Source organism: Microbulbifer marinus (assembly GCF_900107725.1).
Classification (GTDB): Bacteria; Pseudomonadota; Gammaproteobacteria; order Pseudomonadales; family Cellvibrionaceae; genus Microbulbifer; species Microbulbifer marinus.
Genome location: NZ_FNQO01000004.1, coordinates 141,707 through 153,875, shown reverse-complemented (window position 1 = coordinate 153,875; position 12,169 = coordinate 141,707). Strand labels below are relative to the sequence as shown.

Below are 12,169 nucleotides of genomic sequence, written 5' to 3'. Positions count from 1 at the left end.
TAAGTTTTTATGAATCAGATTCAGAGCAAGATTAATACCCGCGACGCCGCCTTCGCCGATAACCGCGCGCACATGCAGAAACTGGTCGCGGACCTGCGCGAGAAAGTGCAAAACATCGCCCAGGGCGGCGGCGAGCGCGCGCGTCAGAAACACCTGGCGCGGGGCAAGCTGCTGCCGCGCGATCGCATCGATGCGCTGCTGGATCCGGGCAGCCCATTCCTGGAATTCTCCCAACTGGCCGCCTACGACGTGTACGGCGAGGATGTGCCGGCGGCCGGTATCATCACCGGTATCGGTACCGTGTCCGGTCAGCCGTGTGTGATCGTTGCCAACGACGCGACCGTAAAGGGCGGCACCTATTATCCGCTGACGGTGAAAAAACACCTGCGCGCGCAGGCGATTGCCGAGCAGAACAACCTGCCGTGTATCTACCTGGTGGATTCCGGTGGTGCCAACCTGCCGCGCCAGGACGATGTGTTCCCGGACCGCGAGCACTTCGGCCGCATCTTCTTCAATCAGGCCAACCTGTCGGCGCAAAACATTCCGCAGATTGCCGTGGTCATGGGCAGCTGCACCGCCGGTGGCGCCTATGTGCCGGCGATGGCCGACGAATCCATCATGGTGAAGGAGCAGGCCACCATCTTCCTCGCCGGCCCGCCGCTGGTGAAGGCCGCCACCGGTGAGGAGGTGTCCGCGGAGGAGCTGGGTGGCGCCGAGGTGCACTGCCGCACCTCCGGGGTCTCCGACCATTACGCGAACAACGACGTGCACGCGCTGCAACTGGCACGGCGCTCGGTGGCGCGGCTGAACCGCATCAAGCATCCGGGCCTGGATATCCAACAGCCGATCGAGCCGATCTATCCGCCGGAGGAAATCTACGGCGTGGTGCCGCAGGATTCCCGCCAGCCCTACGATGTGCGCGAGATCATCGCCCGCACCGTCGACGGCTCCGAGTTTGATGAATTTAAGGCGCTCTACGGCACAACACTGGTGACCGGTTTCGCGCGCATTCACGGTTACCCGGTGGGGATCGTCGCCAACAACGGCATCCTGTTCGCCGAGAGTGCACAAAAGGGCGCGCACTTTATCGAGCTGTGTGCCCAGCGCAATATTCCGCTGGTATTCCTGCAGAACATCACCGGCTTCATGGTGGGCAAGCAGTACGAGGCCGGTGGTATCGCCAAGCACGGTGCCAAGATGGTAACCGCGGTGGCCACCGCCAAGGTGCCGAAGATCACCATTCTGATCGGCGGTTCCTTCGGCGCCGGCAACTACGGCATGTGCGGGCGCGCCTACGATCCGAACTTCCTGTTTATGTGGCCGAATGCGCGCATTTCGGTAATGGGCGGTGAGCAGGCCGCCGGTGTGCTCGCGCAGGTGAAGCGCGACCAGATGGAAGCGCGCGGCGAATCCTGGAGTAACGAGGAAGAGCAGGCGTTCCGCCAGCCGATCGTCGACGATTACGAGCACCAGGGGCATCCCTACTATGCGTCGGCGCGCCTGTGGGACGACGGTGTCATCGATCCGGCGGATACCCGCCGCGTGCTCGGCCTGTGCCTGGCCGCCGCCAGCCACAAGGAACCGCAGGAAACCAGGTTCGGTGTTTTCCGCATGTAAGGCGGAAAATAGTTCGCAGGAGCCGCCGCGTGCGGTTCCAATGAGAAAGAGCAGACGGCGCCCGAAATTAAGGAATCCATTATGAGCGACAAAATGCTGTGCGAAATCGACAGCGAAGGCGTGGCCACGGTCACGCTGAACCGACCGGAAATTCACAATGCCTTCGACGATGAGCTGATTCGCGAACTGGGCGAGACGTTTGACCGCCTCGGCCAGGATCCGGAGGTGCGGGCACTGGTGCTGGCGTCCGAAGGCAAGAGCTTTTCCGCCGGCGCGGACCTGAACTGGATGAAGCGCATGGCGAACTACTCCGAGGAGGAGAATCGCCGCGACGCCGCAGCGCTGGCCGCCATGCTGCACAAACTGGACACCTTCCCGGCCCCGACCATTGCGCGGGTGCAGGGCGCGGCCTTCGGCGGCGCCGTCGGCCTGGTCAGCTGCTGCGATATGGCGGTGGCGAGCGAGCGCGCCAGTTTCTGCCTGTCGGAAGTGAAGATCGGATTGCTGCCGGCGACGATCAGCCCCTATGTCATCAATGCCATAGGTGCCCGCCACGCGCGCCGCTATTTCGTCACCGCCGAGCGTTTCTCTGCCGAGCGCGCGCAGCAGATCGGCCTGGTGTCGGAAGTCTGCGCCGAGGGCGATCTGGATCTGACGGTACAGCAGCTGGTGAACGCGATTACCGACAACGGTCCGCGGGCTGTCGCCATGGCCAAGCAACTGGCGATGTCGATGTCCAACCGCGTGATCAACGAGGAACTGCAGGGGCAGACCAGTGCACTGATTGCCGCGGTGCGCGTGTCGCCGGAGGGACAGGAAGGCCTCAGCGCATTCCTCGAAAAGCGCGCCCCCCAGTGGATGAATAGCAGCGACGAATAATTTTCAGGTTTCTTATGATTCGCAAACTGTTAATTGCCAACCGCGGCGAGATTGCCTGCCGCATCATCAAGACCGCCCGCCGACTGGGTGTGGCGACCGTAGCGGTCTATTCCGACGCGGATGCCGATGCCCTGCACGTGCAGCTGGCCGATGAGGCCGTGCACCTGGGCCCGGCGCCGGCCAAGGATTCCTATCTGGATATTGAAAAGGTGCTCGATGCCGCCAAGCGCACCGGCGCCGATGCGATACACCCGGGTTACGGCTTCCTGTCGGAAAATGCCGAATTCTGCCGCGCCTGCGACACTGCCGGCATTATCTTTGTTGGCCCGCCCACCGGTGCCATCGATGCGATGGGCTCCAAGTCCGCGGCCAAACGCATCATGGAGGAGGCCAAGGTGCCGCTGGTGCCCGGTTACCACGGCAACAACCAGGACGCGGATATTCTCGAGGGCCACGCGCAGCGCATCGGCTATCCGATACTGCTGAAGGCCGCTGCCGGCGGTGGTGGCAAGGGCATGCGCCGCGTCGACAGCCCGAGCGAATTCCACAGCGCCCTGGAAGCGGCCAAGCGCGAGGCCATGAATGCATTCGGCGATGACCTGATGCTGCTGGAGCGCTATGTGGTCAGCCCGCGGCACGTCGAGATCCAGGTGTTCTGCGACCAGCAGGGCAATGGTGTCTACCTGTTCGAACGCGACTGCTCGGTGCAGCGCCGCCACCAGAAAGTGGTGGAAGAAGCTCCGGCGCCGGGGCTCAGTGAAGACCTGCGCGCACGCATGGGTGAGGCGGCACTGCGCGCGGCGCACGCGATCGGCTACGTGGGCGCCGGCACGGTGGAATTCCTGCTGGATGCCAGCGGTGCTTTCTATTTCATGGAAATGAACACCCGCCTGCAGGTGGAGCACCCGGTGACCGAAATGATCACTGGCCAGGACCTGGTGGCCTGGCAGCTGGCGGTCGCCGCCGGCGAGCCACTGCCACTGCGCCAGGACGATCTGCACATCCTCGGCCACGCGCTGGAAGTGCGCATCTATGCCGAGGACCCGGACAACGATTTCCTGCCGGCCACCGGTAAGCTGGTGCGTCACCGCCCGCCGCAAGAGAGTGAGAGTGTGCGCGTCGATACCGGTGTGCAGAGCGGCGATGAAATCAGCGTGCACTACGATCCGATGATCGCGAAGCTGATCTGCCACGGTCGCACGCGCAAGGAGGCGCTGGCAAAACTGGATCGCGCGCTGCAGGAATACCAGATCGCCGGTGTCCGCCACAATATCGAGTTCCTGCGCCGGGTCATCAACCACAAGGCCTTTGCCGGCGGCCGCGTGTCGACGCATTTCATCGAGGACTACGAGGCGGAAATCCTGCAGCAGGAGCAGCAGCTGACGCCGCTGAAATGCGCCGCCATTGCCGGTTACCTGAACCAGCGTGAAATTCACGACCTGCGCGCCAGCGCGCCGGCCGCCGATCCGTATTCTCCGTGGCACAGCGGCGACAACTGGCGCTCCGGCCTCGCCGCCAGGCGCGCGCACAATGTCGAGTACCGCGGCCAGCATGCGGAGATCACCTTCGTCGCCCGGGGCGGCAGTGTGCAGTGGCAGTGCGACACCCTCGACGGGGACGAGAAGAGCGGCGAAATCCGCGTGCTGCCCGGGCGCGAACTGGCGCTGGTGGACGGTCGCCGGTTGAATTTTTCCAGTGTCGACACCGAGCATGGCGGCTCGATTTTTATCGACGGCACTCAGGTTGAGTTCAGGCTGCTGCCACCGGATCTCGGGGAAAGCGGTGATCAGGCCCATGGCCTGGAAGCGCCGATGAACGGCACCATCATTGCACTGCTGGTCGAGCCGGGTGCTCAGGTGGAAAAGGATCAGCCGCTGCTGGTGATGGAGGCAATGAAAATGGAGCACACGCTGCGCGCGCCGGCTGCCGGTACCGTGCAGCAATTTTTCTGTGCCGAGGGCGAGCTGGTAGACGGCGGCAGCCTGCTGATTGATTTTGCCGCGGAGGAGTAACAATGCAGCTTCCCCAGAAAGTGAAAATGGTCGAAGTGGGCCCGCGCGACGGCCTGCAGAACGAAAAGCAGCCCATTTCGGTGGCAACCCGCATTGCGCTGATCGATCGGCTCGCTGCAGCCGGCCTGCCGGTCATCGAGGCGGGTAGTTTTGTCAGCCCGAAGTGGGTGCCGCAGATGGCGGCGAGCGAGGAAGTGCTTGCCGGAATCCAGCGCAGGCCCGGCGTCGTCTACAGCGCGCTGACACCGAACATGAAGGGCTATGAGCGCGCGCTGGCGGCCAAGGCCGACGAAGTGGCAGTGTTCGGCGCGGCCTCCGAAGCCTTCACGCAAAAAAATATCAACTGCACCATCGCCGAGAGCCTAGAGCGTTTCCGGCCATTGATTGAACAGGCACGACAAGACGGCATCCCGGTGCGCGGTTACGTGTCCTGCGTTCTTGGCTGCCCCTACGAGGGCGAGATAGACCCGGCCAAGGTGGCGGAGGTGAGTGGCGCCCTGCTGGATATGGGCTGCTATGAAATTTCCCTTGGCGATACGATCGGTGTCGGCACGCCGGAAGCGGCGAAACGCATGATCGAACAGGTGTCCGCGCGGGTGCCGGTGGAAAAACTGGCGGTGCACTTCCACGACACCTACGGCCAGGCGCTCGCCAATATTTACGCGGCATTGCAGATGGGTATCGCCGTGGTCGATTCCGCAGTGGCCGGCCTCGGCGGCTGCCCCTATGCCAGGGGTGCGTCGGGCAATGTGGCCAGTGAGGATGTACTTTACCTGCTGAACGGTCTCGGTATCGAAACCGGCGTGGACCTGAATCTGCTCGTCGAGGCCGGTAACTTCATATCTGCCGAGCTCGGACGCGAGAGCAATTCCCGCGTGGCCCGCGCGCTGGCGCCGGCCTGATATTTTTCCCGTCCTCAGAGGCGGCCGACGGTCGCCTCTCTGCCCGCCGCCCTGCGGGGCTCTGTTACAGAGAATCTGTTAAGATCGGCGAAAGTCTTTCGAATCGAACTGTTTCGCCATGAAATTACTGCGGATATCTTTTTTTACCCTGCTCGGCCTGGCAGTAGCGGCTGCACTTGCGGCGCCCGGGTTTATCGGGCCGAAAGTGGAAGAAATCTGGAAGCAACAGTTTGGCAGGCTGCAGGGCGGAAGTATCGAGCAGTATCAACGCGGCTGGTTCGGAGCCCGCGCCAGCACCGAATTTACCAGTGAGGATGGCGAGACCGAATTACACACCGCTATCCAGCATGGGCCACTGCTCTTCACCGCGCGCGGTCCGCGCCTGGGTGTCGTGTACAGCGAGACCCGCCTGTCCCTCGAGCAGTTGGCTCCACAGCTGCGCGCGCAACTGGAAAACATCTACGGCCGCCTGGAGCAGAGTCCGCTGGTACTCGAATCGCTGGTCAAGGCGGACAACCGCGTGATCAATTACCTGCGCCTCGAGCCGTTCACGCACAGCAATCAGTATGGCAAGACGACGTTCGACGGTGGCGAGATTCTGATTGAGACCGACTACAGCGGTGCACTACTGACGGGCTCGGTGGAGCTGGGCACCCTGCGCCAGACTCGGGGCGGGCTGGAAACACTGTTCACCAAATCCGTCAGCGGCGAATTCCAGTACATACCCGGGCAAGGCGGAGAAGCGAAGCTCAGGCTGCCGCTGCTGCGGGCCGAGTCGGATTCCGGCCCGCTGGAGCTGCATGACATAAGCCTGCAACTCACCATACAGCAGCTGGCTGGTGGCGCGGTCAAGCTGGTCTCCGATCTGCAGCTGCCGGAGGTGCAGTCCGCCACGCCGATCACGTCCTTGCAACAGCAAATGACTCTGCCGCAGATCCATGCCGCAGATCTGGTGCACTATCTACGCGCCCTGTTACCGGCAGCCACGCGCGACTGGCCGCGGGATATGCAGCGGCCGCTGCAGTTACAGCAACAGCTGGCGGTGCAGTCCCGCAATGGACCGGTGTTGGTGGATGCAAATATCGACTGGCGCGGCCTGCCGGCAAATGCGCAGCGTGACAAAGCAGTAGCTCAGTGGCTGGCGCCGCTGACCGGCACCATGACGTTCAGTGCGGCCGAACAGGCGTTGCTGCAGTCACCGCTGGTGGGACAGGCGATGATGCTGCGCCAGTACGGGCTGTTGCTCGAGAGCAATGGCGAGTTGCAGATGCATTTGGAGGTCGACAACGGACAGTTGCAGGTTAACGGGCAGCTGTTACCGCCGGACCTGTTCATGATGGCATTGATGGGCGACTTCTAGCGCTTGGCGAGCACTGCTCGCCGCTAGAAGTCGCGCCCGGCCAAGGATGGCCGGGCCGGAAGCCGCTCCACGGACGGCTGCTTGCAGCAAATCTTATCTATATCAATACGCCGGCCGGTTATCCGCCAGCACCAGCCAGCCGCGAATCACCCGGTAAACCACCCACAGCCAGCTGATGCCGAGGATCAGGAATCCGATGCCGAAGATCCAAACGGTCGCCCAGCCCACCAGGAACCAGAGAATACTGAACCAGAAGGTACGTATCTGCCAGCGGAAGTGGGATTCCGCCATGGTGCCGCGCACGTCGCCGCGCTTAACGTAGTTGATGAGAACGCCGACAAAAAACGGCACGGCGGTAAACAGGCTGATGGCCTGAATCAGGTAGACCAGTGTGGCCAGATCGCGGCCGCTCTGTTCGCGGGCTTCCTGGGTCTTGGCGGGGAACTGCTCGGACATGATGTTTTCTCGCAAGGAATTCAATCCACTATTTTGCGGGCACGGGCCCGCATTTCAACTCGTGTTGATTGTAGTGACGCTTCTGGCCGGCCCGCGGGATGCACCTGTGTCATGTCTAATAGTTCGCGCCGCCGGTCTGCCAGCGTAAACGCTCTTTATTTCAGTGCCCATTCTGTATGGACATTCTGCTCGCGCCAGGCCTTCAGTTGCTGGACGGATGCGCGCATCAGGTTGAGCAGCTCGGTGCGCTGGTGACGACAGTATTCCCGCTCACTGTCGATCGACAGGCGGGCGGCCAGGGCGCGCAGGCGTGCGGCCACCGCCTCCAGGCCGATTTCCTCGGCGCTTTCGGCGATCGCCTGAGCTTGCTGCTCCGCATCCAGCCAGTGCCGGCCGGTCAGTGCGCTGGTGAAGGCGGTGGCGCGTTTCGGCAACGTGGCGCAGCGGTCGCTGAGCAGTTCGGCAAAGGGCACGTGCCCGAGAATATCCCGTTGCCGGCGCAGGGTGTCGGTGTTGAGCAGGCGGGTGGGGCGCGCGGGTTTCTGTTCGGCGACGGTGCCATCCATGCGGCGGGTTATCCAGTCGAGCAGTTGCTGCAGCTGTTTGTCGGCAACGGGGCGCGCCAGCACGCCGGTCAAGCCGCGGGCCTGATAGCGCTCTCGGTCACCGGCCCGGGGGTTGGTGAGCAGCGCGAAAATGGGCAGTGCGGGGCCGAGACCGCGGCGAATCTTTTGCGCTGTCTCGACACCGTCCATCAGCGGCAGCTGGCTGTCGATCAGGATCAGGTCGAATTTCTGCTGCAGCGCCGCATCGGCGCCATCGACGCCATTGTTTTCCCATACCACCCGATGTCCACGGGATGCCAGGTCGTCGCGCAGCGAGTGGTTGTTTTCGTTTTCTACCAGCAGTATCGACAGGCCTTTTTTTTCGGTCTCCTGGCCTTTTACCGCTAGCTTCAGATCGTTCCTTTCCAGTCCGCCGCAACGCTGGATTTCCTCCAGTGACTTGAGGGCGGTCTCCAGTTGGTGTCGCGCCATTTCCAGCAACTGTCCGGCGTCATCGCCGCCGCTGCGCGTGAGCAGGTTGAGAGTGCCTTGCAGGGCGCTCAGCGGCTGGCGCAGATGCTGGCCGGTGATAGCCAGCAGATCGGAGTTTTCCTGGCGTTGCTGTTGCAGCGCTTCGCGCGCCTCGGTCAGTTGCCGCTCGCGAGCGGAGATTTCGCTGCCGTAGGATTGCAGCTGGCGGTAGATCTTGTCGTTTTCGTCTTTCATCGTGGCTGCCCGCTGTTCGCTGTCGGCAGCTTCCCGGTGCAGACGCAGCCAGGTCATCAGTGCAAACGCCGAGACAATAAACATTACGGTTCCGAGCAGTACTGGCCAGAGCAGGGCAACCCGGGTGCCCGTCAGGGAAAGCGGTGCCGCGCTGGCCGCTGCCGGGAGCAGGGCGGCAATGGCAGGTAGAAGTTTGACGGAATAGGCGCGCAGGCCGAAACGGGGAGAGATTCCTCGCCCACGGGATATGGTGTTATTCATCCTTGTTACCACTTGTGTTGGTACGGACTAAATCCTGCAGTCCGCATTAATTATTGATGTAAATGACCTCCGTCGGTTTCAGGTCAGCTTGATACTGCAATCCGGCGGCGCATACAAGTGAAATTTGCGCTGATACCGGCCGCAATGGAGATATAAATGCTGATTGTGGCGGGGAAAGACCGCAGGCTGCCGGGATTCAGGCAGCCTGTGGCAGGCGCTCCTGCAACAGCTGCAGCATGCGCTCGGAAGGCAGGAACAGGCGAATGCCATCGCAGTGCTCGAGCAGTTCGCGGTAGAAATAATCGAAGTGGGTACAACCGAGAATCAGTATCTGCACGCCGCTTTTCACCAGGGCCGCGGTCAGGTCGTCCAGTGCGTGCTGCTGCACGATCATCTCCGGTGTCAGGCCGTCTTCGATATCTTCGACGATCTGCAGATTGCCGATGCCGATGACCTTGGCGGTCTTGTTGCGGGCGAGAATCTCGCGCTCGATATTGGCACAGCTCTGACAGTTGGCCGCCAGCAGGCCGAAATTGCGATAGCGCTGGGTCAACTCCGCATAGACCTCCAACGGTGACACGACGGCGATCGGCGCGGCCGCCTGTACCGCGGCCATATCCACGGCGCCGGACAGCGAGTTGCAGTAGATCATCGCGGCCTGGGCTCCGGCTTCGTGCAGTTGCGCAATGGCGCGGATCAGCTGCTGGGTCAGCGCGCCGCGCTCCAGTGCCTGCAGCTGGGTCTGCGCCTGCGGCGAGGCGGACAGGGATACGCCGATGCCGCGCACCTGGCGTGCGGCGAGGAAATCCAGGCCGAAACGGGTATCGGTGGCGGTACCAGCCACCACACCCACCGTCATGGCGCTGTTTTCAATGGCGTTGGTCAACACGGCACAATCCTCTCTGCAGACTTCAGGCGAGCGCGTGCGGCTCGACCAGCGGGCGCCTATTTATCCACACTCGGCGCAGCCAGTCGAGATAAATTCCGTACGGGCGTCCCAGCGCGCCGGCGATCAGCATGAACGTGATACTGGCGGTCGCGATTTCCCCCCAGTTGGCACCGCCCAGCAGCATGTTGCTCAGGTACAGCGGGAACTGGAAACTCAGAAATACGAAGGTATCCACCAGGTAGGCATTCAGCACGCCGCCACCACCGAAGCGGTTTACGACCCACAGGCGGTAGAGGCTGAACGGGCGTGCGATCACGGTGTTGAAGATCACTGCCAACAGTCGCACCTTCAGGTGCTCCTGCCAGCTCATGCCGGCCAGTAGCAGTTCGATGGGCACGGCGATAGCCCAGGAAAAGCTGTTCATGGCGAAGATATCCAGGAAAAGCTCGCGCCGGCGCGAGGGGTTGCTCACGGTGGGCTCGGCGTTTTCCGGGGTTAGCGCGGGGGCGGACATGGGCGCGGGTACCTCTGACAAACAACGAGCCGCCGACACGGGGACGGCGGCTGATAACGGCTGGCGATTATATCCACAGTTTGGCTAAAAGCTAGTCTTACATATTAATTTATTTAAGATAGCGATATAACCATCCTAATATTGCAGTTTTTTGTAAGCAGGATATTTTAACGTGACTGCCTTAGACCTTTGGCGCCGCCGGCATCCCGCGACCAAAGCGGTTAATATGAAACTCTTTGCATAACAAGATCGGAGTCCCAATGTCCCTGCGCTACGCCGTTCTGACGCTGCTGGATATAGAGCCGGGCAGCGGTTACGACCTGAAGCGCCGTTTCGAGCGCAGCGTGTCGCACTTCTGGAGTGCCAGCCACCAGCAGATGTACCGCGAACTGCACAAACTGCACGATGAGGGCCTGCTGGACTGCACGGAGCAGCCCCAGGAGGGCAAGCCGGACAAGAAGATCTACAGCCTTACCGAGCGCGGCCGCGCCGCGCTGCAGGCGTGGGTGCAGCAGCCGACGCCGGCGCAGAAGATCCGCGAACCGTTTCTGATCCAGTTGTTTGCCGGTCACCACCTGACTGACGAACAGGCGCGCGCGGCGGTGCAGCGCCAGCTGGAGGAGCACCGCGCGCTGCTGCACAGCTACCTGGAGCAGAACGAGCGGGTGTTGCAGAGCGATCCGGCCGTGCAGGAGCGCTATTGGCTGGCTCACCAGACACTGCTGCTGGGGATAGAGGCGGAAAAGACCTGGGTCGCCTGGGCGGAGAGGTTACTGCGGCGACTGGATCAGCAGTAACGGGAGCAGCAACAAAAAGCCGGGCGTCGCCCGGCTTTTTGTACGTCAGTATCAGAGGGCGATTTTCTCGACCACGAGGCTGCCGATCGAGTAACCGGCACCGAAGGAGCAGATGACGCCGCGCTCCCCGGGTTGCAGGTCGTCGCTGTAGAGGTTGAAGGCGATGACGGAGCCGGCGCAGCCGGTATTGGCATAGCGGTCCAGTACGATCGGCGCGCGCTCTTCGCTGGTGTCGTCGCCCAACAGCTTCTTCGCGATCAGGTTGTTCATATTGATATTGGCCTGGTGCAGCCAGTAACGGCGCACCGCGGCCGGCTCACTGCCGGTCTCGCGCACGTGTTCCTCGATATGCGCGGCGGCCATCGGGCAGACTTCCTTGAATACCTTGCGACCGTTCTGGCGGAAAGTCTTGCCGGGGCCGAATGGGTCTACATCGGCAGCGCGGGCGGTAAAGCCGAAGTTGGAGCGGATATTGTTGGAGTACACCGTCTTCGCCTTGGTGCCGAGTACTTCCCAGGCGTTGTCTACCGCGCAGGTGTCGCGCCGTTCCACCACGCTGGCCACGGCCACGTCGCCGAAGATGAAGTGGCTGTCGCGGTCGGTGAAATCGATCTGCGGCGAGGGCATTTCCGGGTTGATCACCAGTGCGGCGCGCGCGGCCCCCGATGCGACCGCGTCTACCGCGCGCTGCAGGGAGAAGGTCGCGGAGGAACAGGCCACTTCCATGTCGAAGGCGAAACCGTCGATGCCCAGTGCGCCCTGTATCTCGATGGCGATGGCCGGGTAGGCGCGCTGCATATAAGAGGCGCCGACAATCACCAGGTCGATGTCTTCCGGCTTCTTGTTCGCCTTCTCCAGCGCCAGTTTCGCCGCTTTTACGCCGATCTCCGCCTGCAGACAGAGTTCGTCGTCGGGGCGTTCCGGCAGATAGGGGCGCATGCGCTGCGGGTCCAGGATGCCGTCGCGGGAAACCACATAGCGGTTCTTGATGCCCGATGCCTTCTCGATGAACTCTGCCGACGAGTAGGGTTTGGCGGTCAGGTTTCCGGCCTCGATCTCGGCGGCGTGTTCGCGGTTGTACTGCTCCGCGTAGGCGTTGAAGGCTGCCACCAGCTCTTCGTTGCTGATGGCGTCGGGCGGCGTCCACAGCCCGGTACCACTGATGACGATACCCCGTGGCAGCTTGTATTCACTCATCGCTGAATCCCCGG

General features: G+C 62.4%; 11 protein-coding genes. 6 read left to right on the top strand and 5 right to left on the bottom strand.

Translation table 11 applies throughout. The annotated features are described in order from the left end of the window. Positions 1–9: 9 nt before the first annotated feature. From BLW36_RS15150 to BLW36_RS15130, 5 genes are all read left to right on the top strand, one after another. Positions 10–1,617: a carboxyl transferase domain-containing protein gene (locus BLW36_RS15150; RefSeq protein ID WP_091390673.1), complete on the top strand. Its 1,608-nt coding sequence runs from the start codon at positions 10–12 to the stop codon at positions 1,615–1,617. A gap of 81 nt (positions 1,618–1,698) precedes the next feature. Continuing rightward, entirely contained in the window at positions 1,699–2,496 is a 798-nt protein-coding gene (locus tag BLW36_RS15145; RefSeq protein WP_091390669.1) for an enoyl-CoA hydratase/isomerase family protein, read from the top strand. A gap of 14 nt (positions 2,497–2,510) precedes the next feature. Further along, a complete protein-coding gene (locus BLW36_RS15140) occupies positions 2,511–4,508 on the top strand; it encodes an acetyl/propionyl/methylcrotonyl-CoA carboxylase subunit alpha (protein WP_091390667.1) in 1,998 nt (665 codons plus the stop codon). A 2-nt stretch (positions 4,509–4,510) separates the two neighbouring features. After that, the gene (locus BLW36_RS15135; RefSeq protein WP_091390665.1) at positions 4,511–5,410 is read left to right on the top strand and encodes a hydroxymethylglutaryl-CoA lyase; all 900 of its coding nucleotides are present in this window, start codon (positions 4,511–4,513) and stop codon (positions 5,408–5,410) included. A 118-nt stretch (positions 5,411–5,528) separates the two neighbouring features. Next, complete coding sequence (locus tag BLW36_RS15130) at positions 5,529–6,770, top strand: DUF945 family protein (RefSeq protein ID WP_091390663.1); 1,242 nt, start codon at positions 5,529–5,531, stop codon at positions 6,768–6,770. 102 nt (positions 6,771–6,872) lie between these two features. Here BLW36_RS15130 and BLW36_RS15125 read toward each other — a convergent pair whose 3' ends face one another. The 4 genes from BLW36_RS15125 to alaE all read right to left on the bottom strand — a co-directional run bounded on the left by BLW36_RS15125 (position 6,873) and on the right by alaE (position 10,161). Next, positions 6,873–7,226, bottom strand: coding sequence for a DUF4870 family protein (locus BLW36_RS15125; protein ID WP_091390661.1), 354 nt, complete (start codon positions 7,224–7,226; stop codon positions 6,873–6,875). A gap of 155 nt (positions 7,227–7,381) precedes the next feature. Beyond that, positions 7,382–8,758 (bottom strand): ATP-binding response regulator, encoded by a 1,377-nt coding sequence (locus BLW36_RS15120; RefSeq protein ID WP_091390659.1) that lies wholly within the window; start codon positions 8,756–8,758, stop codon positions 7,382–7,384. Between the two features lie 196 nt (positions 8,759–8,954). After that, a complete protein-coding gene (locus BLW36_RS15115; protein ID WP_091390657.1) occupies positions 8,955–9,647 on the bottom strand; it encodes an aspartate/glutamate racemase family protein in 693 nt (230 codons plus the stop codon). A gap of 22 nt (positions 9,648–9,669) precedes the next feature. Next, positions 9,670–10,161, bottom strand: a complete 492-nt coding sequence (alaE, locus tag BLW36_RS15110) for an L-alanine exporter AlaE (protein WP_091390655.1) — start codon at positions 10,159–10,161, stop codon at positions 9,670–9,672. A 260-nt stretch (positions 10,162–10,421) separates the two neighbouring features. Here alaE and BLW36_RS15105 point away from each other — a divergent pair, with 260 nt between their 5' ends. Further along, positions 10,422–10,958 carry a PadR family transcriptional regulator gene (locus tag BLW36_RS15105; protein WP_091390653.1) on the top strand — a complete coding sequence of 179 codons (537 nt, stop codon included), beginning with the start codon at positions 10,422–10,424 and terminating at the stop codon, positions 10,956–10,958. A 51-nt stretch (positions 10,959–11,009) separates the two neighbouring features. Here BLW36_RS15105 and BLW36_RS15100 read toward each other — a convergent pair whose 3' ends face one another. Continuing rightward, a complete protein-coding gene (locus BLW36_RS15100; RefSeq protein ID WP_211567225.1) occupies positions 11,010–12,155 on the bottom strand; it encodes a beta-ketoacyl-ACP synthase III in 1,146 nt (381 codons plus the stop codon). Positions 12,156–12,169 lie beyond the last annotated feature (14 nt).

Excerpts from the sequence above, each read along its gene's own strand:
- BLW36_RS15150 (WP_091390673.1), top strand. The coding sequence starts at position 10 with ATGAATCAGATTCAGAGCAAGATTAATACCCGCGACGCCGCCTTCGCC.
- BLW36_RS15145 (WP_091390669.1), top strand. The coding sequence starts at position 1,699 with ATGAGCGACAAAATGCTGTGCGAAATCGACAGCGAAGGCGTGGCCACG.
- BLW36_RS15140 (WP_091390667.1), top strand. The coding sequence starts at position 2,511 with ATGATTCGCAAACTGTTAATTGCCAACCGCGGCGAGATTGCCTGCCGC.
- BLW36_RS15135 (WP_091390665.1), top strand. The coding sequence starts at position 4,511 with ATGCAGCTTCCCCAGAAAGTGAAAATGGTCGAAGTGGGCCCGCGCGAC.
- BLW36_RS15130 (WP_091390663.1), top strand. The coding sequence starts at position 5,529 with ATGAAATTACTGCGGATATCTTTTTTTACCCTGCTCGGCCTGGCAGTA.
- BLW36_RS15125 (WP_091390661.1), bottom strand. The coding sequence starts at position 7,226 with ATGTCCGAGCAGTTCCCCGCCAAGACCCAGGAAGCCCGCGAACAGAGC.
- BLW36_RS15120 (WP_091390659.1), bottom strand. The coding sequence starts at position 8,758 with ATGAATAACACCATATCCCGTGGGCGAGGAATCTCTCCCCGTTTCGGC.
- alaE (WP_091390655.1), bottom strand. The coding sequence starts at position 10,161 with ATGTCCGCCCCCGCGCTAACCCCGGAAAACGCCGAGCCCACCGTGAGC.
- BLW36_RS15105 (WP_091390653.1), top strand. The coding sequence starts at position 10,422 with ATGTCCCTGCGCTACGCCGTTCTGACGCTGCTGGATATAGAGCCGGGC.
- BLW36_RS15100 (WP_211567225.1), bottom strand. The coding sequence starts at position 12,155 with ATGAGTGAATACAAGCTGCCACGGGGTATCGTCATCAGTGGTACCGGG.